This is a genomic window from Pseudoalteromonas aurantia 208 (assembly GCF_014858725.1).
GTDB lineage: Bacteria > Pseudomonadota > Gammaproteobacteria > Enterobacterales > Alteromonadaceae > Pseudoalteromonas > Pseudoalteromonas aurantia.
This window is the reverse complement of record NZ_AQGV01000013.1, coordinates 279,089-301,807: the sequence shown is the minus strand read 5'-3', so window position 1 is coordinate 301,807 and position 22,719 is coordinate 279,089. Positions and strand designations below refer to the sequence as shown.

Sequence of the window (22,719 nt, the reverse complement as noted above, 5' to 3'; positions counted from 1 at the left end):
GTCATGTTACGAATAGTTCTCGCAGGTGTGTTAGTTGTTATTGGTATTGTGCTAGCGGGGCTCAATGGTTGGTTTAACTATGGCAGTATGATGTATTGGGTGAGTGCACTTATTATACTGTTAGGTATAACAAGTTATTTTTTTCCCGCTTTGCGTGCGTTTGTGGGGAGACGATATACCCGTAGTAGTCGATTCAAACAATATTCACAGCTATATAGGCGTATCGAAAAGAAAATAAAACTCAGTCCTAATATTTATGATACCGCATGGTACCTTGCAGCATCAGAGGAGAGTATTACAGATACATTCGCGCAGTTTAATCGTGTAACGCTCGCTAACATGCCGTCGAATATTGCGGTTTATCATGTGCAGGGGGCATTAATTTGGCATGTTAAATCGAGCCATAAAGCGGAACGCGCACATTTTTTATCTTGGTTGACGCATATACGGGCGAAGCAGCCACTGAATGGCATGCTCTTACTGAATGACGCATTTAGCTTAATTCAGCGTGCTCAAAAGGCAAAGCAGGCACATATCGCAGATGTGAAAGCACAGTTAGAATCACTTTATTTATTAACCGGGTATAAAATTCCTTTACACTTGTTTTTGTGTGGTGTGAATAAGTTAGATGGTATTGCCGAATCTTTACATGAACAACGTGATTTAAGTGAGTTATCATTCTTCTTAAAGGGTAATAACCAAAACCTAAGCGGCGAATTATCACAGGCGTACGATGAGCTGTTTAAACGTTTATTTACCAGTAATGTGCACCAAGTTTCACTGCAATTAGATGAAGATTTTAAACGCAAGCAGCTGCTTGGACCTATGCAACTCCAATACCTGAAATTAGCTGTCTCAGGCTTTGTTGACGAGTTATTAGACTTTAATGGTTTAGCGGTGCCGTTTCAGCTTGAAAGTTTCCATTTGGTTGAATCAGAGACTGCGACTCAACGTGTCAATTTGGCGACGGCTCATGCGCTTATTGAGATTAATCAAACATTACTGCCAGTCGTGCAAGAGTCAAATTTAAAGCCTAAGGCGCAATTAACAAAAACATTTGCAGCCTATGTATTGCCTTCATCTCACGGGGCGCCCGCAAATCATTGGCAAATGTGGAAACATGGTATTAAACAAGCTGCGATGATTTTTGTGGGCACAGCCATACTAACTTTGGCCAGTTGGGTTGGCTGGCAAGCTTATTTATATAACGAGGTACTTCACAGTGAATTTAGACAAGTACATCGTGATTATAAAGATAATCTTGATAAATCCGCATTTAATATAGATGAGCCCTCTAGTATTATTGAGCCTCTTACTTTGTTGAGAACGGCTTATGTAAAATTCAATCAGGCACAAAGTTCCCAACCTTGGTATGTATTAGGTATTTTTACTTCGATAGAGCGTGCCGAACATTATCAAACCTTGTATAAAAGTCAGCTGTTATTAGCGATTGAACCGAGTTTGAAAAAATACTTGGAAGAGGAGCTATTTGTTTATCTTGAACTAGAAGATTACCTCAAAGTGATTAATGTAAAAGATGTTTATTTATCTTTTTCGAAACGAGAAAATAAACAAATTGTACTGAATTACGTTGCTATGTCACTGCTAGAAAGTGGCGTAATGGATGAAGTACAAACAGGTGACTTTATAGCGTTACTCAATGATTTTTATGACTTAGGTTATCAAGGTGTTGATACGAATGATGAGTTATTGGCGATTGTGGATAGCCAATTGGCACTGCAAGATACCAATCAATTGATGTACAAGTATGTTAAACAACTTCCTGAGTTTACTCGGCTTATAGATATACGTAAGGCCCTGTTAGGAGATGAGTTAAAAAATACTATTTTATTTGAGATTCAGGGTGAGCAATCGAGCTTTTTGGTACCTGCGTTATATACGCCGGAGGCTATGCAGAAATTGTCATTTTTGCCTGAATCCGTGTTTATGCAGCGGTTAGTAGAAAAAAATCATGGATTATTTCAAGTACCACCGAGTGAAAGGGAGCTGACACGCATCGGGAATTATTTGAAGTATAGTTATATTAATGATTACACGCGCTTTTGGCGGCAGTATTATCAACGTATTGAATTGAAAAAGTCACTCACATTGGAAGATGTGATGACGGCATTAACTGCAAACGAAAAGTCACCTTTAATGCTGCTATATAGCACGTTACGAAATTATTTACTGATCCCCAAAGTGGACGTACCTAAGGAAAACTCAGTCGTTGATGTGACACAGCAAGCACCTGCAAGAGTGGCTGTGAAGGTGGCGAAAGCGGGCAAGTTAGCACAGATAGCAAGCGCAAAACTAGACAAGCACAAGCAATTAGAAATTGCACAGTCGCGAGAGCATAATGAGATAAGCGAAAAAATTCAGCAGTCATTTTCTCAATACCAGCTTTTAATTGGCGAACAAGCGACCATGCGAGATGAATACCAAGTGTTTTTACAGCAATTGATTGCGTTGAAAAAATGGATGAGTCAAGCGGATGATGATGTCATTCCTGGGTTAACGTACTTTAATCAAATTCAACAAAACAGCAACTTCGATGCATTTTCTGGGCTGTGGTTAAAGCCTTATTCAGAGCGTTTGATGCAAGGTTTAGCTGACTTAACTGTGGCGCAAACAACCCAGCATGTTAGAACGAAAGTGCAAACGTATTTGCAAAGCCGCTGGCAAAACTCGGTGTTACAACCTTATAACGACTCGATAGCCCCATATTACCCTTTTGCAGCAAATGGGGAAGATTTAAGCTTAAATGCATTAGCACTGTTTTTTGCATCTGACAGCAGTGTCAGTAAGTTTGAGTCTGAGGTTTTATCGCGTTTTTTGGCTGTGGATGAACAATATCGGATGGCTATTTTTAACCGTAAGACAGTGATTTCGCTCAATGATAACGTTGTGACCTTTTTTAAATTATTTAAACGGATGCAGCGCCAGCTATATGGTCAAGGTGAACAATTGCAAGCGAAAGTGACTTTACAACCACTCTCACTTTCGCCAAAGTTGAATTCGTTTACGTTTAATTCTGGCGATACAAACATGCTATATACCCATGGTCCATTGGTTGCAACTTCTAGCATGTGGCCAAAAGATTTTTCAACAGAGCGTATTCAGGTAACTTTGCTTGATTTAAATAACCAGCCGCAAATAAAAGAGTATCGCGGTGTTTGGGGGTTATTACGTTTAGTGAGTGAAAATCAAGTCGCATCAAATAAAGACACGTTGATGTTTGCATATCAAAAAGAAGCTGGGGCCACCGTCACTATCCGTGGTGTCGACAGCATACAAAGCTTACTTAATCCACTATTTTATTCACAATTGACGGTGCCGCTGCATTTTTCGCAGCCACTGAAATAAGACGCTGGAGCACACTTATGGAAACCTATATTGCGGGTGAAACCAGCTACTTGATTGCGACGACTGCACAAGGTAAAGAATATCGACTCAACCGTTGCAAGGTGTCTGACACCTTATGCAAAGGCGTATCAATTGATATCGATTTGGTAAGTGATGGTGATGATGTCTCGAGTGCTTTGGGCGAAACAATGTCGGTGAGTTGGTATCAAGATGTTGCTGGAAGGCCTAATAAATTACTAGATTACCACGCATATGTTGTTGAGGTTGAGGAGCAAGAAGCAAATGCTGAGAATATTCGTGCATTTAACCTCAAGCTAGAGTCATGGCTATGGTTATTAAGATTTAGCCGTACCTATCGTATTTATCAAGCGCAATCCCTCAAAGATATTTTGTCTGATATTTTCGACAATGCAGGCTTCAAAGGTTTATATAAATTTGGCTCGATGCCGACGGGGAAAAAAGAATATTGCACTCAATATGATGAAACAGATCTCGAATTCGTGACGCGATTGATGGCCGAAGCTGGGGTGATTTTTTTCTTTTCGCAAAGCGATGCAAAGCACACCTTAGAGGTGCAACTGGCGTCTTCGCCTCTAGATGACAATAAATTGGCAAAATTTGATCATGCATTAGTTAAATCAGCTAAAAACTTATTAATACAAAGTTTTGAACCTCAGCAGCGCTTAGCGAAAAAATCACTGTCGTTATCAGGTTATAACTATGACAAAGCGAAATCAGAAAGTGCGGTGGCTCAGCAATCTAATAGTGGTATTACCACGGTAACGAATAAAAGCTTTGAACACTATGCGCTTAATAGTGACGCCGGAGATTTTACCGATGTGAGTGCTTTAGCCACTGTACTTAATAATGCCCAAGAAGCACAAGCCAGTAATATAAAAATAATCACAGATGCCAATGTCGTGATAGTTGGGAACACTCTGTCGGTTGAGAATCATATAAATACTCAGCAGCAAGGGCAATATAATACTTTGGCAGTGGAGCACCATATTGATGTCACTCAAACACAGGTTGATACCAGCTATGTATGCCATGTTATATGTAGAAACAGTAAGTTGGCGCTGACTCCTGAATTCCCTATTAAACCTGTCGTACGCGGAATAACCAGTGCGTTGGTGGTAACTGATGCAGGTTCCTTTGACAGTAAAGGGGAAATTAATCAGGATAAAGATGGACGTATTAAAGTGCACTTTATGTGGGATGTGAGTGATAGCAAATCGACAAGTTGTTATCTCAGAGTGATGCAGCAAACAGCAGGCGCTAAAGCGGGTATGCAGTTTATCCCTCGGATAGGTGACGAAGTCTTAGTTGATTTTATCAATGGCGATATAGATCAGCCCATTGTAGTAGGGAGCGTGTATAACGGCGGCACGCAACCACCTTACCCACAAAAAGATGCAACGCAATCCTGTATTAAAACAGGGTTAGCAGAAGATACGGGCCATGAAATTTGCTTCGATGATAAAAAAGGTGAGGAAAAGCTCTCTATTAGCTCAGGAAAAGATTTTGATCTAACGGTGACAAATAATGCTACGACGTTAATTAATGCCGAAGATGCACTAACAGTGAAAAAGTCACAAACTACTACGATAGAAGAATCACAAACAGTGACAGTGACAAAAAACTATGGGTTAAAGGCGGATAAAATTTCCTTGGAAGGGGATTCACAAATTGAGCTTAAAGTGGGCAGTAATAAAATAACCATTAGCAGCTCAGGTATTAAAATCGAAGGAAGTAACATTGAGCTTAAATCGAGCCAAGATACTAAAATATCAGCCTTGAATTTAACGACTTCAAGTAGCGCATCGACCAAAATGAGTGCAAATGCAAATATTGATATCAAAGCAACGGCACAAGCTAACTTGGAAGGTACGGCGGGCGCGAATGTTAAGTCAACCGCAATCGCAAAACTTGAAGGTACCGCTGGAGCGCAAGTAACTTCAACGGCAATGGCCAAATTGAGTGGTGCAGCAATGGCTGAAATCACAGGTGCATTGGTTAAGATTAATTAAAGGTGGGGTGATTTTGGAGATTATCGACGTACATATAGTCAATGAGTTAAAGCAACGTTCTATCGCTCAGGTTTTATCAAAGTATCAAGCATCTAAAGAAGCACTCGCGGTATTAGATCTGGATTGGTCCCCAGAGCATGCTGTTGCCGTATTGTGTGAAAAAGACCTAGAGAGAGATGCAATTCAGTTGATTGCACATGGTTTACCCGTGATGGTGGCAATTCGTTGGGGCGTACGGGTACTCAAACAAAAGGGGGAATTAACGCGCGATCATGAGAAATTACTCACGTGTGTAGAAAGTTGGCTACAATCTCCAAATGAAACTTTGCGTATAAGATCGCAGCAATTAGCAGAGCGAATAGGGTTAGATGTTGATATAGGCTGGCTTGGCTATGCGGTATTTTGGTCTGGCACTGGCTCAATTGTGGCACCAGAGCTGCCAGTTGTTATGCCTCCAGATAATATGGTAGGTCATGCTATTAACGCTGCCATTTTATTGTCTATGATTGATAGAGCGTAATTTTTTTAGAGGTACTTATGCCATTTGCAACGACACACATTTTAAATACATGGAAGTCTGATACGAATATACGGTTAGCGGCCCGTGGAAAATTACTTAGAAAAGTAGATTCGAAAGTGGCAGCCTATTCGAGTACGCCGACACCTGAGTTTTTTAAAGAGCTTAAAAGTGCTTACTTTTTATGGCAAATCAGTAAAGAAGACAAGTATTTAAATTTAGATGGCTGGCGCTCAAGCCAACGAAATCAATCAGATAAGAACTTTCCAGTAGAACGATTACATAACTTTTTATTCCCTGTCGAAGAGGATCAGCAAGCGGATGACTTTTCTTTACTATTGGCGAAAGAAGCAAAGCGTGACTGCGTACGTATATTATATGGGAGTAAAGCCAAATTTCTTTACAAAGATGATTTAAAGGAAATGGTCAAACAGGCCAAAAAAGATATTACAGAATCACGACGTGAAAAAACAGAAAATGACCGGCAAACACGTGCTAATTATAATGAAGAGCAACAAAGTGAGTCATCGGAAGTTAATCAAATAGCCAACTCTATTGCTGCGCAAATGAGAACGGGTAATGTGATGGCAACAAAGGTAAAGCGAGGGTATGAATGGATCAAAGACATTGCTCAAACTATCTTTGAATTTTTAAAAGGTATTGCTGAAGACTTTGTGAAGTTTTTGAGTGATTGTTGGGCGAGTATTCGTAGTTTATTGATTAGTTTGGTTGCGGAAATTTGTATTGCTTTAGTACCCGGTATTAACTCGATTGTGTCGGCTGGCAAGTCAGTAAAAGAATACACAGACGCAGTGAAGTTAGCGGCAAAAGGGTGTTATCAAAGATACAAAGACAGTAGAACCATGACGCTTGCTAGTAAAACGTATCAGCTTAGAACGGCATTGATGACGTTCGCAAATAATCAGTTCTTGCTAGCAATGAGAGACGCAGCTGTACAATTAGTGAAAGCATTGGAAAATAGTTTTTCAGTTATGTCAGGGATCATGGTGCCTGGTAATGTAAGCAAGGTTTTAACGTTAACTGCATTTTATATTCAGAAAATAGCCGTGTTAGCAAAAGAGTACTATTTTACGCGCAAGCTCAATCGGCATTTATCAAAAATAAATAAATATAACCCTTATGTATCCGATGAGCTATTAAAGGACCCACTCATTGCAGCATATCTCATTGTTAACGCGACTGATTCCACTTTATTTGCCACCGTTCGTGACAATGATGATATGGCCGTGTGGTTAGATTATTGTTCTGAACACGTCTCTGAGTTTGAGTCATTGAAAAAGCGGGCTCAAGAGTATATAGAGTCTCGAAAAATTCGTTTAAAAGGACTGAAGACTAAATCGGATGAAGTTGGACCCGCGCCATTTTTGCTCACAGTGCAAAACTTTGATAAATCAACCTTAAGCAAAGTTGAGTTGAGTAAGCCCAATTCATTACTCGATGCCATTCGACAATTTGATAAGTCTTCGTTAAAAAAAGTGGATACGGAAGTTAAACGGGGTAAAGGGTTATTGGATGAAATTGAGCTTCACAACAATAGTGGGTTGCGCAAAACCAAAACTATTGAAAAACAGGGTATTGGGGTCCTAGATCAAATTACTCGGTTTAATAAAAAAGAGCTAGAGCAGGTTGAGACAGAGGTTAAATCTGGCACCAGTGTACTTGATCAAGTTGAATTGTTTAACCGCAAGAAGCTTGGAAAAACCACAACGGTTGTGAAGCGTGGTATGAGTACGCTAGATCAAATAGAATTATTTAATAAAAAGACTTTGGCGCAGCAAAATACAGCGGAATTTGATTACTTGGCGCAAATTAAAAAATTAGAAATGGCATTGCAGGGGGTCGATTTTAAAATGATCAATCGCACCCTGATTGGCAATAAATCATTACGAGAATCATTGAATGCCTTGGAAAATCAGCCGGTTTCAGTTGCTCAGTGGAAAAAGCTTACTTGGGTTAAATTTGGCCGCCGTCATGAGATAACAAAATCAATAGATGCAGGTGTTGGTATTTATTTCAAATTCTTCACGCAACGAGCACAAGGCATGCTAAGGCCTAAAAACTGCCAGGCAATCGATGGGTGTTTAAAGCAAATTTCGCAAAGGTTAGAAATTCTACAGCGTGATGTACTGTACCCAGTGCAAGCATGGTTAATGCAGTTGGATGCAACTCACCGAACCAGCCCGAGGAGGCCGGCAATGACTCGACTCAATGCCGCGGCTCAGTCTGAGCGCAATGCTTTACAAACATTGGCCATGGAACTTGAGAAATTGAACAGCAGTTATACTGTGATTGCAGGACAAAAGCATTAAGCATGTATAAATGCGATGTAATATTAAGGTCATGGTGTTTTTTTACAGGCATTACTATAGTTAGTTTTCGAAAAACGTAGATGACCTTTGAGTGTGTTAAATTAAATGAAAGTAAAAACGAACAATGACGATTAGCCCTCAAGAAAGTATCAAAGCGGCGAAAAGTATTGGTAATCAGTTAGCAACGCCAGTTTTAGTTGTTTGCCTTATATTTAGCGTGCTGAGCGCGCTGTACTGTACTTTTATTATTTATCAAAAACATAGTCGGTTTCAGAGTGAGATCCGAGCACAAGTGCAGCAACAGACTTTTTCCGCAGCCCAACAAGTGGGGGATAAGTTAGCAGCGACTATGAGTGCAGTAGATAATTTCGCACAAAGTATAACAGCTTTGGAAGATAAGCAGCTGGTGCCACAAATGGTCGAGCAAGAGTTCAATAACAATTTGGATTTATTCTCTCTCAATGTTACGTTTCACCCCTATAAGTTTGAACGCTACACTCGCTATTTTAGCCCTTACTTTGAACGCTTAACGGGCGTCGACCGTCAATTTAATTTGGTGGATTATGATAAACCTGACATTGAGTTTAGTTGGTACCATCGTCCACTAAAAGAAGGTCCTATTTGGACGGAGCCTTATTACGAGCCGCAGAATAGCGTGTTAATGAGTACTTACTCAGTTCCTTTCTTTGCATCTGTCGAGGCGCAGCGCAATGGTGATGCACCCATTGGGGTGGTGCCCTCGGACGTGTCTTTAGATTATTTAACAACGTCATTAAAGAAATTAAAATTTGGCTTAGGTGGCTACGGCACTATTTTTTCGACTCAGCAAAATTTGATTTCTCATCCGGTATTTTCGTTTGTACGTGAAGGAGAAAATGCTGCGAGTTTATCTGAACATTCAGAGTTTAAATTTTTAAAAAAAGTACAAGGTTGTTTTGCCGCAGATTTGACGTATTTATTTTTTAATGGCGAAACCATGGATAATGATGAACATTACGCCGCGTGTACCAAGATCCCCCATACTGATTGGGTTTTGATCACACGTATGTCGGCGGATATGTTCGAAATGGATAAAGATGCTAGGCGGCAAATGAATATTGTTGCGGTCAGTTGTTATGCCGCGGCATTGATGTTTGCTATCTTTCTATTGACTCGCCAGCGTAAAATTAATTGGACGCAGAATAATATTTCAGTGTCACTCATATTAGTTTTTAGCACCGTGACTGTGCTGGAGTTTGCACGGAGCTTTAACTCGATAGAAGAAGACAGTACGGTGGTGATTACATCAACCGCACAACGAGAAGCACTTGAGACCAGTTATCGTAATCGCATGTTGCAAATGCGCATTGCTGAGCCTAACTATGTAGCGACAGGTATTTATGTCGAATCTATTGAGTTTGTAAATGCCAATAATGTTCACTTAACGGGGTTAGTATGGCAAAAATTGACGGCGAAGCAACGCGATGTGATCCCGGCCAGCGTGAATTTTAATGAAGCAATAGAATCAACAATAACAGAGCAATACCGCAAAGAGTTAAATGATGGTGGTTTGGTCGTTGGTTGGTACTTTTCGGTGATTACGCGTCAGCAATTTGATTACTCTAAATATCCATTTGACCATAAAAATATCGTATTGAGGCTTAAAGGAGCGGATTTGGGCAGCAGTATTGTATTGGTACCAGACTTAGAAGCTTATGAAAAGTTAGGAAAAAGAGATAATCCTGCCATGGCTAAAGATATTGTGATGGAAGAATGGCGCCTCAAGCAAAGTTACTTTAAGTACACGTTTCAAAACTACAATACGAACTTTGGAATGGATAGTTTTGTCAATCAAGATATTAGCCCTGAACTTAATTACAGTATTAACATTGAACGCGAATTCTTAGGTCCATTTGTTACGACACTATTACCAGTCATGGTGATGGTGTGCTTATTGTATGCATGTATTGTGAGTATGGCATATACCCCATATGGCGACTTGAGGAACAATATTACAGCGGTTGTATTTACCATATTGCTAGCGCATTACAGCATCCGTGAGCATTTACAAATAGATGAAGTGGTTTACTTTGAAATATTCTATTTTCTGCTGTACTTCTTAGCGTCAATCTTCATGTTTATCGCGCACAAATATTATAAAGCGCAAGCGACACGCGGTAATGCCAAACTTTACAAAAAAATTGCTGGTATATGGTTTTGGCCAGTGCTGACAACACTGATTTTTATGACAACAATTTCGACATATTATTAAGGAGAACCTGTGAAGAGTGGCAGTGAAAATGCGGAGTTATTAGCGGGTGTACCTGAGGCACATTCTGCAGTGTTTGCAAAGGTTGCAGAAGAAACAAACTGTGTTGTTTCAACCCGTGCTGTGGGGATCTATGCCACACAGTTGATTAATGAAGGTTATGCTACTAAGGGCTATCATGTAAAAGCGAAATCATGTGATTGGGGTCCGATGTCAGGTTTTGTACTAGCTGATCCTGCTCTTGGGAAGAAAGGCACTGGAGGCAGCGCAATTGGGTGGCAAGAAAATAAAGTTGCAGAGGCGATAAATAAGTATGGTGCGATGGCGATTCCATTGTATATATCTGAAGTGCGCCGCAGTGGGTTACCAGCATTGATGATCCGAGCGAAAAAACACTACAAAGAAGAGAAAGTCAGTGATGATATGTATAACATTACGGCTGCGGCAAAAGACGGGCAGCATCATAAATTTGTCTTGATTAAGGTCGCCACATTACAACAAGGCTCAAAAGCGTATAGCCCAGGGAGCGGGGATTGGGCGGTATGTTATGCACCAGATAACGCATTAGCTCAAGCGTGCACGGGTGCCAGAAAGCAGGTTATTACGCTCGAGTCAGGGCAAACTTACACTCAGTTATGTGGGCTAACAAACCCTTTGGGATATGGTGCTAAAGCGCCTTCTAATTTTAAAGGTGTTCAGACTGGAGATTATGACTTATGGGGGGTTTTCCCTAAGGAGCGCTTTTTCTCTGAAGAAGAGCAGCAAGTTGTAAGGGCTGCAACCAATGGTAAAAAAGATAACTTCTTACAACGCGATGTAGATGGCAGTGATAGATTCATTCGTACTTACGATGAATACGGCCGCCAGGAAGGTGCACACACGGGCAATTTGTCCCTACTATTGGAAGAAATTGCAGTACGGGTAAATGCTGGATGCATGAAAGCTGGCAGTGGTGGTTGGGTGGTGCATCATAGCGATGAGGCTGGTCGACCTATGGTAGATGAAATTGATTATGAAGCGGTTGTGTATTTTCCTGATGGGCGCATTTGGATCATGGAAAGTGAGCAAGATGTGAGGACGCTACGTGCTCAGTTGGTGCAAATGCAATATGTTCCGTTATTTAACCCTATCTGGAACTTTAAGTTGGGTTACCAATGGATGAAAATTTTGGTCGAGTGGCTTGATAGGCACGGTTCAATGAAGGGTTTTCCATTGAAGGAGTATCAAAATCTGACTTTGGGGTTCTAAATTGAAGAAATGGCTGTTTTAACAGCCATTTCGACGCACAAAAATCAGCCAATCAGCACGTTAGGCATCCCTAATATAATATTGCCTCCATGGCTTGTCATATCGCCCATTCTTACAGCCGGTCGGCCACTGATCAGAACGGTGACACTGCCTTTTACGATACTATCGGGAGGTCCAACACAGACCGCTAAGTCACCGACTACAGCAGCAGGCATACTACCAATTAATACATTTGGTACACTTGGTCCAGAAATCGGTCCTCCAACGTGAGGCACTATACCGGTGACCATGGGGCAAACATGCATATCCGTGATTCTCGCAGCGGGTAATCCTGGCATATTTATTCGCTTGTATTGTTTATGTTATACAGAATGAGTGTACGTAATTTAGCGTGAACTGCAATCTATTGGCCTATATTTTGTCACATATCAGGCAGAGCTAAATGTCGTTTTTTACAGATGTCGTAGAGTCATACTAGCGTATTACACTGTGTCCAGTAAGTTTGCGGGGAAAATCCCGAAGTCTGTCTATATAAATATCTTTTTAGTATTCGCTACCATCAATAAATTACAGTAAAATAGTTAGACTAACTTCCATCACTCGGCAGACTGTAAAAACAACTGTCCTGACATTGAGATCATCATGAAAAAAACTTTTGCTTTGACACACCCTAAGTTGAAACCTGCGCGTTTAGTTGACGCAATCAAATATGAAGTGAAGAAATACCTTCGTCGAGAGCGCAATAAGACATTGCCAGCAGGGGTTGATTATTGGGACTTCGATTGTCGATTTGGTCACACTGAGTCGCAAGCAGATGTTATCAAAGTACATGAAATTAATAAGTGTATCGATGAAGCAGCACGTTTAGAACAGCCGTCATTTTATTTAGAAGTGCTCGTAAAGGAAGGTTTTAAAACATCTTCTGATGATATTGATTATGATGATGCTGAATAATTACTAACATATTATTCGATGATAAAAAAACCAGTGCTTTGTCACTGGTTTTTTTATGTGTACAACAGAGCCATATATCGCTTTATAGGGACATACTGGCGCGTTGCAATAAAAACGTCATACAACCTTGGTAGCTTGTTCGATTATCACTCAATAACTTGGTCTGAATTCAGTGGACAATGCGCCAAATAGAACGTTGCTTGATTTACAAGCGTTAGAAGATATATTGCAGCAGGGCGCTGTGCGTACTTTATTTCAGCCAATATATGATATTTCTAAGCAGAGTATTCTTGGCTTTGAAGCATTGAGTCGTGGGATTTCTGGAACGAGTTTAGAGTTTCCAGAGCGTCTATTCTGTATAGCCAGTGAACAAGGAAAGCTGTCGGAATTAGAACTGTTGTGTCGTGAAAAGGCTATCGCACGGTTTGTTGAGCAGGATTTACCAGGCAAGCTGTTTATCAATGTTAGCCCTAATACGTTATTAGACCCAAGTCACCCCAAAGGTGAAACGTTACATTTAGTTGAAAAATATGGTTTGTCTGCAAATCGAGTCGTCATTGAAGTAACAGAGCAAGATAAAGTAGACGATGGATTTTTGCTACTCAAAACCATCGAGCATTATCGTCAATTAGGCTTTAGTATTGCCATTGATGATTTAGGGGCGGGTTATTCGGGATTAAAGCAGTGGTCAGAATTACGTCCAGATTTTGTTAAAGTTGATCGATACTTTATCGATTATTGTGATCAAAGTATTGTTAAGAAAGAGTTTTTAAAATCAATTATTGAGCTGGCAAAAGTCACTAAAACATCAGTGATTGCAGAGGGTATTGAGCGGTTAGAAGAGCTCACTCTACTCGAAAAACTGGGCATAGTGCATGCACAAGGTTTTCTGTTGGCAAAACCCGCTCGCCAACCCCCACGTGCATTAGAAGCCAGTCAAGTCACTCAATTGAACTTACGTTCTCAAAGTAATCATAACGAAATGTCGATGTCGGTTGGGTGTTTAGCGCAAATTGAAGATGCAATAGGGCAAAGTACGCGCTGTAAAGACGCTCATAAACGGTTTGAACAGAATAAATCACTGATGAGCCTAGCAGTTATCAATGCGAAACAACAGCCTGTTGGGTTGTTGCATCGAGATCAGCTGACAGAAGTTTTTGCTGCGCCTTATGGTCACGCATTGTATGCTAAAAAGTCGGTTGTTGAACTGATGGATAAGCAGCCCCTTGTTGTCGATGAAAACGCCAAGCTTGATGTCGTAAGTCAGCAGATCACAGAACAAGAATTTGATATTCGACGCCATATTATTGTTACGAGAGATCTCAAGTACCTAGGACTTGCACCGCTGCGAGATATTTTAAAGCACATAACCGAAGAAAAAATACGTCATGCTCAACATGCAAACCCTCTGACTATGCTACCAGGCAACGTAGCCATTAATGAAGCAATTGAACAACGTTTACGCAGACAAAATACCTTTTCATTGGCCTATGTGGATTTAAATCATTTTAAGCAATTCAATGATTTATATGGTTATGCAAGCGGTGATAGTGTGATCAAGTTATTGGCCGATGTGACGGTTCAAGTGTGCGATCAAAGCAGCTGTTTTGTGGGGCATATAGGGGGTGACGACTTTATGGTGGTATTTGATGGTGATGATGCTGAGCGCTTATGTCATCAGATAATTAATCAGTTTGAGTTGCAGTCGAAAGCATTTTTTACATCTGAGCATGTTGAAGCGGGGGGGTATTGGGCGACAAATAGGGAAGGTCAAAAGCAGTTTGTGCCTTTATTAACACTGTCAATCGGGTTAGTCAGACCTGATTTAGAAAGTTGTAATAACAGCCATCAGGTAGCTGCATTGGCGACGGATGCCAAAAAAGAAGCGAAACGCTACCGCAATAGTTATTTGTTTGTTTGCAATCGTCGTAAACCAGCGGCCCCGATAGTGAGAATAAAAACGACAGTACACGAGTGTTCCGTTTAAATAGCTGTGTCGTCCTTAGAATTCATGATGACAGTTGATGTATACTTTAGTAGGTAAATTCGATTTTTTATTCAATGCAGTCGATAAGCCTTGAGTAAATGTGACCTAACGTGTAGCTTAAATGAAAACAATTTTGGAGCGAGCATATGGGGAGATTCATATGGCTTTGCCTATTGTGTAGTTGGGCTAATACATCTTATGCGGTGTCGACTTTATATGTAGCGAAAGAGCAGCGCGTGCTTTATGACCGCGATTTATATTTGTATGAGTTACTTGATAGAGCATTAATTGCAGCGCAATTTGACACGAAAGTAGAGCATATTCAAGTTCATCCGCATCAGCAGCGAACTTTACTTGCTTTAAGCCGAGGGGAGGTGGATTTACATTGGAGTATGACTAGTCCTGAACGAGAGCAACTGGCGATTGCTATACAGGTCCCGTTATTTAAAGGTTTTATTGGTAAACGAGCGCTATTGGTGAACCGTGCGCATTTGCCACGCTTTGAAAAAATACAAACAAAGGCTCAGTTAGCAAAATTGACCGCTGTTCAAGGGCATGACTGGCCTGATACGAAAATACTGGCATTTAATGATTTACCAGTACGACCGATGTCTAAATACCAAGCTATGTTTGCGATGGTAGCGCGTGGTAAAGTTGATTATTTTCCACGCTCTTTTATTGAAGTAGGATCTGAGCTTGCTGAGCGACAGAGTGGTGACCTCGTTATATTGCCCAATTTATATTTGTACTACCCTAGTGCATTTTATTTTTTTGTAAGTAAAAAGAAACCTGAAGTTGCCGACGCCTTGAAAAAAGGATTGGCGTTGATGCAACAAAATGGTGAATTTGACATGCTATTTGAGCAGTATTTTGCCGCTAAATTTAACGCATTACCAATGCAAGATGCACGAGTAATAACGTTGAAAAACCCGTACTTTGAAAATAATTAAACGTGCCATATTAAAGACAATAAAAAAGAGGCAATTGCCTCCTTTTTTGAATATCTATTTCATTAGCACAGTAGTGATTCTGTCAGTACTGGACGAATTTCTTTAACCACTAGTTGGCAAAGCTTAGGTGAGCCACAAATAACGTTACCACTTTGGTTATAACCTGCACCACCAGCGAAGTCCATTACCATGCCTCCCGCTTCTTTAACGAGTAGTTCACCTGCAGCGGTGTTCCACGGCTTTAAGCCTAGTTCAAAGAAACCATCAACACGACCTGCTGCAACATAAGCCATATCTAATGCAGGTGAACCTGCACGACGAATGTCAGCTGTATGAATGAACAATGTTTTGAACGCTTCTGTGTATGCGTCTAGGTGATGCTTTTGTTTGAATGGGAAGCCAGTGGCTAATACAGAACCTGCAATTTCGTTACTTTTAGTAACGCGGATGCGGGTATTGTTTAATTGTGCGCCTTGTCCACGTGATGCTGTGAATAATTCACTACGAATAGGATCGTAGATAACAGCTTGGTCTACGCGACCTTTTACTTTTAATGCAATTGAGACTGCAAAGTGAGGAATACCCTTGATGAAGTTAGTTGTGCCATCAAGTGGATCGATAACCCATTGGTAATCTGCATCAGAGCCTGTAATTACACCTAATTCTTCACCCACTAAAGAGTGATCAGGGAAGGCTTTTAAAATCGTATCGCGGATGATCGCTTCAGCGTCTTTGTCTACGTTAGTTACAAAGTCATTGCTGCCTTTTTGTTGGGCTTCGACTTTTGATAAATCTTCACATGCACGTAAGATCACTTTACCTGCATTACGCGCAGCGCGTACCGCAATGTTTAACATTGGATGCATAGCATTACCTTTGGGTTGTAAAAGAACAGTATTATTTCAAGCCGGCGTATTTTAGCGACTTTTGATACAAAGTAAACAATAATTGTGAAATTAAATTGAGGGTTTTTTGTACACCTATGATCTTGTGGAACTAATTTTTTTACTGCGGGTTTTACTATGGGGCTGTTCACAAGCTGTGATAAACTCCCGCATTATTTTTCTCAGGGCTTATTAACATGGCATTAGAAGACATTCGCATTGTATTAGTAAATACATCTCACTCAGGCAATATTGGCTCAGTCGCACGGGCGATGAAAACAATGGGATTATCCAAACTCTATTTGGTAGACCCTGCTTGTGAAGTTGATAGTCATGCGAGTGCTTTAGCTGCGGGGGCAACTGATGTGCTTGGTGCTGCAAAAACCGTCAGTACGTTATCAGAAGCCATTGATGGTTGTGCATTAACGATTGGTACCAGTGCACGTTCGCGGACACTTTCATGGCCAATGGTTAACCCTCGTGAATGCGCTGAGAAACTAGTTCAAGAGTCAAATACAGGCCCTGTCGCTTTGGTTTTTGGTCGAGAGAACAGTGGCTTAACAAATGAAGAGCTACAGCTATGTAACTTCCATGTGTGTATTCCAGCAAACCCAGAGTACAGCTCTTTAAACTTAGCTATGGCAGTGCAAACGTTAACATATGAAACACGCATGGCATTTCTTGCCACACAAAATGCGGTAGTTGAAGAGGACGACGTAGTTTATCCGAGCGCAAAGCAAATGGAACTATTTTATGAGCATTTAGAAAGTACGCTCAATGAAACTAATTTTATTGTAAAGCAGCACCCAGGTATGGTTATGACTAAATTGAAGCGTTTGTTTAATCGTGCACGTCCTGAAGATCAAGAGCTTAATATTTTGCGCGGTATTTTAACCTCGATAAATAAATCGACACAAAAATAATCATTGTGAGTAGGCTGTTCAGTCGGACACGATTTGCTCAAGATAATACTTGACTAAATTACTCGGGTAATTACAATGTGATAATACTTGAGTAGTTTAGTCGGGTATTTGGGCAATATCTGTGATTAGACTGGTATTACAAGTGAGTAATACTTGACTATCTTAGTCAGGTAATTAAAATTTGCGCTTTGGTAATCAAGCTCGGGGGCTTTATGAAATTAACATCGAAAGGCAGATATGCGGTAACAGCAATGTTAGACGTTGCGTTGCATACTAAAGCTGGTCCAGTCCCTCTTGCTGATATTTCTGGTCGTCAGGAAATATCTTTATCTTACCTAGAACAATTATTTGCTCGATTACGTAAACATGGGTTAGTGAGCTCAGTACGAGGTCCGGGCGGCGGCTATTTACTTGGTCGTGATGCGCAAGCAATCTCTGTAGGGGATGTGATAAATGCGGTCGATGAGTCAGTCGACGCGACACGTTGTCACGGAGAAGGGGGCGGTTGCCAAAGTGGGATGCGATGTTTAACGCACACACTGTGGTCTGATTTAAGCCAGCGTATCGAAGATTTTTTAAAAAACATTTCCCTTGCCGAATTAGTCGCGAATTCTGAGGTGCAATCTGTTGCATTACGTCAGGATAACAGCGTCAATAGTGCGATGAAGCAATTAGACAATATTCAAGTGAGCTGTCAACTTTAAGGTTGGCGTCAAGCGGAGAAACAAATGAAGTTACCGATTTATTTAGATTATGCAGCAACCACTCCGGTTGATCAGCGTGTTGCCGATGAAATGATGCAATGCCTGACAATGGAAGGGAATTTTGGCAACCCAGCATCTCGCTCGCACCGTTTTGGGTGGCAGGCAGAAGAACTTGTTGACCAAGCGCGTAATGATATCGCTGATTTAATTAACGCAGATCCGCGTGAAATTGTATTCACTTCTGGCGCTACAGAGTCAAACAACCTTGCAATTAAAGGTGCAGCTAACTTTTATCAGAAAAAAGGTAAGCATGTCATCACGGTAAAAACCGAGCATAAAGCGGTTATTGATACATGTCGCGAGCTTGAGCGACAAGGGTTTGAAGTAACCTATATGGAAGTTGAAGAAAATGGCTTGCTTGACCTTAAAAAGTTAGAAGCGACAATGCGCGAAGACACTATTTTAGTGAGCGTAATGCATGTAAATAACGAGCTAGGTGTTATTCAAGACATTGCCACTATTGGTGATATGTGCCGTGAACGCAAGATTATGTTCCATGTTGATGGTGCACAAAGTGCAGGTAAAGTTAAAATTGACCTGAAAGAGTTGAAAGTTGATTTTATGTCTTTCTCTGGTCACAAAGTATACGGGCCTAAAGGTGTTGGTGCACTGTATGTTCGCCGTAAACCACGTGCTCGTCTTGAAGCACAAATGCATGGTGGTGGCCATGAACGCGGTATGCGATCTGGTACTTTGGCAACACACCAGTTAGTTGGAATGGGCACAGCATTTCGTATTGCAAAACAAGATTTCGAAAAAGATCACGCACACATCAGTACGCTTCGTCAGCGTTTGATTGATGGTGTGATGGGTGAAGATGGCATGGATGAAGTTTACTTCAATGGCTGTATTGAACAGTCGGTACCAGGTATCGTAAACATCAGCTTTAACTTTGTTGAAGGTGAGTCTTTGTTAATGGCCGTTAAAGATATTGCGGTATCATCAGGATCAGCCTGTACTTCAGCGAGCCTTGAGCCTTCATATGTATTAAGAGCATTAGGTCGTAACGATGAACTTGCACATAGTTCAATTCGTTTCAGTATTGGCCGCTTCACAACAGAAGAAGAAATCGACTATACCGTCAAGCTAATGAAAGAGTCGATTGGCCGCCTACGTGAAATGTCACCGCTTTGGGAAATGCATCAAGAGGGCATAGATCTAGACAGCGTTGAATGGGCACACCATTAAGCATTAAGCAATTTTTGTTTGTAGCCTAGTGCTATGAGCATATAGTGAGGAAAGTATTATGGCGTATAGTGATAAAGTAATTGACCACGTAGAGAACCCACGTAACGTAGGTTCTTTAGACAAAAATGATCCAAATGTTGCAACTGGTATGGTTGGTGCACCAGCATGTGGTGACGTAATGAAATTGCAAATCAAAGTATCTGATGGCGGTATTATTGAAGATGCTAAGTTCAAAACGTATGGCTGTGGTAGCGCCATTGCGTCTTCATCATTGGTGACTGAATGGGTTAAAGGTAAATCGCTAGATGAAGCTGCTGAAATTAAAAATACCGATATCACCGCAGAATTAGAATTACCACCAGTGAAAATACACTGTTCAATCCTAGCAGAAGATGCAATTCAAGCAGCAATTGCTGATTACAAAAGTAAACAAGCAAAGTAAGAGTAAATAGTTATGGCAGTGACATTAACAGACGCGGCAGCAGATCGAGTTAGAACCTTTTTAGACAATCGCGGCAAAGGGCTAGGTTTGCGTGTTGGCATAAAAACCACGGGCTGTTCAGGTCTTGCTTATGTACTCGAATTTGTTGATGAGTTAAGTGAAGGTGATGAAGTTTTTGAACACCAAGATGTGAAAGTCATCATTGATGCTAAGAGCTTAGTGTATATTGATGGTACAGAACTAGACTACACAAAAGAAGGTTTGAACGAAGGGTTTAAATTTATTAACCCAAACCAGAAAGATGAGTGTGGTTGTGGAGAAAGCTTTACTGTTTAACTTATTCGTTTTACGGATGTAACATACCTAAAGAAATACTTTTGGGTATAGGGCCCTGCTTTAGTGGGGCTTTATTGTATTTTAGCAAAGCCTTTTATAAGTGAATAAGTGATATGCGTTACTTTGAGTTGTTCGATATTCCAGTAGCCTACGATGTTGATTTAGTTAAAATTAATAAGCAGTATTTAGATTTACAGCGTGTTATACATCCTGACAAATTTGCCGGAAAGAGCGAACGTGAAAAGCTACTTGCAGTGCAAAAAACAGCTGAAATTAACGATGCATTGGCTGTGTTAAAACATCCTCTGAAGCGTGCTGAATATATGCTTAGCGAGCGTGGCGTTGATATTCGAGCGGAACAACAAACATTGCAAGACCCGCTCTTTTTAATGCAGCAAATGGAATTACGTGAAACGCTCTCAGAGTTACCTGATAGCTGTGATGTTGAACAAGCCATTGAAGACTTCGAAGCTGAAATTGACGCATTAGATAAACAATATAGTGCGCAGTTATTTACGCAATTAGCCGATGACGCTAATGAAAGTGCATTACAGGAAGCTGCTGACAACATTCGTAAACTTAAGTTTGTATTTAAATTACGTGATGAACTCGCACGTATTGAAGACAGTTTATTTGATTAATTTTACAGGCTGACCTTTTCGAAGGTGAGCTGCAAAGTGAAGAGCATAATGGCCTTATTGCAAATTGCTGAGCCGGGGCAGAGCGCGGCACCACATGAACATAAACTCGCGATTGGTATAGATTTAGGAACTACTAACTCATTAGTTGCTACGGTACAAAGCGGTGAAGCTAAAACGCTGACTGATGTATCAGGTGCAGCTATGTTACCTTCTGTGGTTAGGTATGACCAGCAGCAGATCGTTGTTGGTCAGCAGGCTCAGCAGGCATCTGTTGAAGATCCAACCAATACCTTAATTTCAGTGAAGCGTTTTTTAGGTAAAACGTTAGCAGAAATCGAGCAAAGTTACGGTCAGTTGCCTTATGAGTTTATTGAGCAAAGCGGCACTGTTGCTATTAATACTGTCGCCGGTGCAGTTAACCCAGTTCAAGCATCAGCAGAAATACTCAAAACATTGAATCAACGTGCAGTTGAAAGTTTTGCTGGTCAAGATATTCTGGGCGCAGTGATCACGGTGCCGGCCTATTTTGATGATGCACAACGTCAAAGTACCAAAGATGCAGCTGAACTTGCTGGGCTCAATGTATTAAGGCTACTAAATGAACCTACGGCAGCTGCAGTGGCTTATGGCTTAGATTCAGGCCAAGAAGGCGTTATTGCGGTTTATGATTTAGGCGGTGGAACGTTTGATATTTCTATTTTGCGCTTAAACCAAGGCGTTTTTGAAGTCTTGGCAACGGGCGGTGATTCTAGTTTAGGTGGCGATGATTTTGACTCTATGCTGGTGTCATTGTTTAAATCAAAAGTGGGTATTGATGATTTAGACGCGCACGAATTACGCTTATTTATGAACAAAGCCAAAGCATGCAAAGAAGCGCTTAGTGGTTATAAAACGGTTAACGTTAAATTAGATATTAGACAGCAAACTCACACCGTAGCAGTGACACAAGGCGAATTTGCAGAATTAGTAATGCCGTTGGTGAAGAAAACCTTACGTGCTTGTCGTCGTGCTGTTAAAGATGCCGGTGTGACTAACGAAGAAGTGTTACAAGTTGTCATGGTGGGTGGCTCGACACGGATGCCGGTTATTCGTGAAAACGTGGAAAGCTTTTTTGCAAAACAGCCATTGACCTCTATCGATCCAGACAGGGTGGTTGCATTGGGCGCGGCTATTCAAGCTGATATTTTAGTCGGTAACAAGCCTGACTCAGATATGTTGCTATTGGATGTATTACCCTTGTCGCTTGGTCTAGAAACGATGGGTGGCTTAGTTGAGAAGATAATCCCGCGAAATACCACAATTCCAGTCGCGAGAGCGCAAGAGTTCACCACCTTTAAAGATGGTCAAACGGCGATGTCGTTGCATGTACTTCAAGGTGAGCGTGAATTAGTTGATGATTGCCGCTCTTTGGCTAAATTCAGCTTAAAAGGCATACCGCCAATGGCTGCGGGTGCAGCTCACATTCGTGTTACTTTTAAAGTGGATGCGGATGGCTTACTGAGCGTCTCTGCCACAGAAAAATCAACCGGTGTTCAAGCTGATATTCAGGTTAAGCCATCGTTTGGTTTATCTGATGATCAAGTTGCTCAAATGCTCAAAGACTCAATGAGTAACGCTAAAGAAGATATGCAAGCGCGTATGCTCAAAGAGCAGCAAGTAGAAGCGCTCAGAGTACTTGAAGCTTTGGAAGCCTCTTTGCTAACAGACAATAATTTATTAAATGAGCAAGAACTTGCTGATTTACGTGAAGCGATGACGAAGTTGACACACATGCGTGAGCAAGCAACGTCACCGGATCAAATTAAGAGTGCCATTGAACATGTTGATGCCGCAAGTAGCGAATTTGCATCACGTCGTATGGATGTATCAATTAAACAAGCACTGCAAGGGCAGTCTGTAGACGAGGTGTAA

Annotated in this window: 18 protein-coding genes; 16 read left to right on the top strand and 2 right to left on the bottom strand. The window is 41.0% G+C overall.

Annotated features, from left to right (window positions below; genetic code table 11):
- The first annotated feature begins 3 nt into the window (after positions 1–3).
- The 6 genes from PAUR_RS16530 to PAUR_RS16505 all read left to right on the top strand — a co-directional run bounded on the left by PAUR_RS16530 (position 4) and on the right by PAUR_RS16505 (position 11,739).
- On the top strand, positions 4–3,366 hold the full coding sequence (locus PAUR_RS16530) for a type VI secretion protein IcmF/TssM N-terminal domain-containing protein (protein WP_192508846.1): 3,363 nt from the start codon (positions 4–6) through the stop codon (positions 3,364–3,366).
- Between the two features lie 17 nt (positions 3,367–3,383).
- On the top strand, positions 3,384–5,396 hold the full coding sequence (locus PAUR_RS16525; protein WP_192508845.1) for a type VI secretion system Vgr family protein: 2,013 nt from the start codon (positions 3,384–3,386) through the stop codon (positions 5,394–5,396).
- 13 nt (positions 5,397–5,409) lie between these two features.
- Positions 5,410–5,916 carry a DUF6931 family protein gene (locus PAUR_RS16520; protein ID WP_192508844.1) on the top strand — a complete coding sequence of 169 codons (507 nt, stop codon included), beginning with the start codon at positions 5,410–5,412 and terminating at the stop codon, positions 5,914–5,916.
- Between the two features lie 17 nt (positions 5,917–5,933).
- On the top strand, positions 5,934–8,243 hold the full coding sequence (locus PAUR_RS16515) for a hypothetical protein (protein WP_192508843.1): 2,310 nt from the start codon (positions 5,934–5,936) through the stop codon (positions 8,241–8,243).
- 124 nt (positions 8,244–8,367) lie between these two features.
- Positions 8,368–10,494, top strand: a complete 2,127-nt coding sequence (locus tag PAUR_RS16510) for a PDC sensor domain-containing protein (protein ID WP_192508842.1) — start codon at positions 8,368–8,370, stop codon at positions 10,492–10,494.
- A gap of 9 nt (positions 10,495–10,503) precedes the next feature.
- Positions 10,504–11,739, top strand: a complete 1,236-nt coding sequence (locus tag PAUR_RS16505) for an anthrax toxin-like adenylyl cyclase domain-containing protein (protein ID WP_192508841.1) — start codon at positions 10,504–10,506, stop codon at positions 11,737–11,739.
- 44 nt (positions 11,740–11,783) lie between these two features.
- On the opposite strand, the gene PAUR_RS16500 is transcribed toward PAUR_RS16505, so the two are convergent.
- Positions 11,784–12,077, bottom strand: a complete 294-nt coding sequence (locus PAUR_RS16500; RefSeq protein ID WP_192508840.1) for a PAAR domain-containing protein — start codon at positions 12,075–12,077, stop codon at positions 11,784–11,786.
- Between the two features lie 304 nt (positions 12,078–12,381).
- Here PAUR_RS16500 and PAUR_RS16495 point away from each other — a divergent pair, with 304 nt between their 5' ends.
- The 3 genes from PAUR_RS16495 (at position 12,382) to PAUR_RS16485 (ending at position 15,630) form a co-directional block, all read left to right on the top strand.
- Positions 12,382–12,693 (top strand): DUF6172 family protein, encoded by a 312-nt coding sequence (locus PAUR_RS16495; protein WP_192508839.1) that lies wholly within the window; start codon positions 12,382–12,384, stop codon positions 12,691–12,693.
- Positions 12,694–12,865: 172 nt separating this feature from the next.
- On the top strand, positions 12,866–14,680 hold the full coding sequence (locus tag PAUR_RS16490) for a GGDEF domain-containing protein (RefSeq protein WP_192508838.1): 1,815 nt from the start codon (positions 12,866–12,868) through the stop codon (positions 14,678–14,680).
- Between the two features lie 146 nt (positions 14,681–14,826).
- A complete protein-coding gene (locus PAUR_RS16485) occupies positions 14,827–15,630 on the top strand; it encodes a substrate-binding periplasmic protein (protein ID WP_192508837.1) in 804 nt (267 codons plus the stop codon).
- 62 nt (positions 15,631–15,692) lie between these two features.
- On the opposite strand, the gene suhB is transcribed toward PAUR_RS16485, so the two are convergent.
- A complete protein-coding gene (gene suhB / locus PAUR_RS16480; RefSeq protein WP_192508836.1) occupies positions 15,693–16,496 on the bottom strand; it encodes an inositol-1-monophosphatase in 804 nt (267 codons plus the stop codon).
- Positions 16,497–16,711: 215 nt separating this feature from the next.
- Here suhB and trmJ point away from each other — a divergent pair, with 215 nt between their 5' ends.
- From trmJ to hscA, 7 genes are all read left to right on the top strand, one after another.
- Complete coding sequence (gene trmJ / locus PAUR_RS16475) at positions 16,712–17,437, top strand: tRNA (cytosine(32)/uridine(32)-2'-O)-methyltransferase TrmJ (RefSeq protein WP_192508835.1); 726 nt, start codon at positions 16,712–16,714, stop codon at positions 17,435–17,437.
- A 212-nt stretch (positions 17,438–17,649) separates the two neighbouring features.
- Positions 17,650–18,141: a Fe-S cluster assembly transcriptional regulator IscR gene (gene iscR / locus PAUR_RS16470; RefSeq protein ID WP_010362763.1), complete on the top strand. Its 492-nt coding sequence runs from the start codon at positions 17,650–17,652 to the stop codon at positions 18,139–18,141.
- Positions 18,142–18,165: 24 nt separating this feature from the next.
- A complete protein-coding gene (locus PAUR_RS16465) occupies positions 18,166–19,389 on the top strand; it encodes an IscS subfamily cysteine desulfurase (RefSeq protein ID WP_192508834.1) in 1,224 nt (407 codons plus the stop codon).
- Positions 19,390–19,447: 58 nt separating this feature from the next.
- Positions 19,448–19,831, top strand: coding sequence for a Fe-S cluster assembly scaffold IscU (gene iscU, locus PAUR_RS16460; RefSeq protein ID WP_010362765.1), 384 nt, complete (start codon positions 19,448–19,450; stop codon positions 19,829–19,831).
- A gap of 12 nt (positions 19,832–19,843) precedes the next feature.
- Positions 19,844–20,167: an iron-sulfur cluster assembly protein IscA gene (iscA, locus tag PAUR_RS16455; RefSeq protein ID WP_010362766.1), complete on the top strand. Its 324-nt coding sequence runs from the start codon at positions 19,844–19,846 to the stop codon at positions 20,165–20,167.
- Positions 20,168–20,280: 113 nt separating this feature from the next.
- Positions 20,281–20,808 carry a co-chaperone HscB gene (gene hscB, locus PAUR_RS16450; RefSeq protein ID WP_192508833.1) on the top strand — a complete coding sequence of 176 codons (528 nt, stop codon included), beginning with the start codon at positions 20,281–20,283 and terminating at the stop codon, positions 20,806–20,808.
- A gap of 48 nt (positions 20,809–20,856) precedes the next feature.
- Positions 20,857–22,719, top strand: coding sequence for a Fe-S protein assembly chaperone HscA (gene hscA / locus PAUR_RS16445; protein ID WP_192508832.1), 1,863 nt, complete (start codon positions 20,857–20,859; stop codon positions 22,717–22,719).

Excerpts from the sequence above, each read along its gene's own strand:
- PAUR_RS16530 (WP_192508846.1), top strand. The coding sequence starts at position 4 with ATGTTACGAATAGTTCTCGCAGGTGTGTTAGTTGTTATTGGTATTGTG.
- PAUR_RS16525 (WP_192508845.1), top strand. The coding sequence starts at position 3,384 with ATGGAAACCTATATTGCGGGTGAAACCAGCTACTTGATTGCGACGACT.
- PAUR_RS16515 (WP_192508843.1), top strand. The coding sequence starts at position 5,934 with ATGCCATTTGCAACGACACACATTTTAAATACATGGAAGTCTGATACG.
- PAUR_RS16510 (WP_192508842.1), top strand. The coding sequence starts at position 8,368 with ATGACGATTAGCCCTCAAGAAAGTATCAAAGCGGCGAAAAGTATTGGT.
- PAUR_RS16500 (WP_192508840.1), bottom strand. The coding sequence starts at position 12,077 with ATGCCAGGATTACCCGCTGCGAGAATCACGGATATGCATGTTTGCCCC.
- PAUR_RS16495 (WP_192508839.1), top strand. The coding sequence starts at position 12,382 with ATGAAAAAAACTTTTGCTTTGACACACCCTAAGTTGAAACCTGCGCGT.
- PAUR_RS16485 (WP_192508837.1), top strand. The coding sequence starts at position 14,827 with ATGGGGAGATTCATATGGCTTTGCCTATTGTGTAGTTGGGCTAATACA.
- suhB (WP_192508836.1), bottom strand. The coding sequence starts at position 16,496 with ATGCATCCAATGTTAAACATTGCGGTACGCGCTGCGCGTAATGCAGGT.
- trmJ (WP_192508835.1), top strand. The coding sequence starts at position 16,712 with ATGGCATTAGAAGACATTCGCATTGTATTAGTAAATACATCTCACTCA.
- iscR (WP_010362763.1), top strand. The coding sequence starts at position 17,650 with ATGAAATTAACATCGAAAGGCAGATATGCGGTAACAGCAATGTTAGAC.
- PAUR_RS16465 (WP_192508834.1), top strand. The coding sequence starts at position 18,166 with ATGAAGTTACCGATTTATTTAGATTATGCAGCAACCACTCCGGTTGAT.
- iscU (WP_010362765.1), top strand. The coding sequence starts at position 19,448 with ATGGCGTATAGTGATAAAGTAATTGACCACGTAGAGAACCCACGTAAC.
- iscA (WP_010362766.1), top strand. The coding sequence starts at position 19,844 with ATGGCAGTGACATTAACAGACGCGGCAGCAGATCGAGTTAGAACCTTT.
- hscB (WP_192508833.1), top strand. The coding sequence starts at position 20,281 with ATGCGTTACTTTGAGTTGTTCGATATTCCAGTAGCCTACGATGTTGAT.
- hscA (WP_192508832.1), top strand. The coding sequence starts at position 20,857 with ATGGCCTTATTGCAAATTGCTGAGCCGGGGCAGAGCGCGGCACCACAT.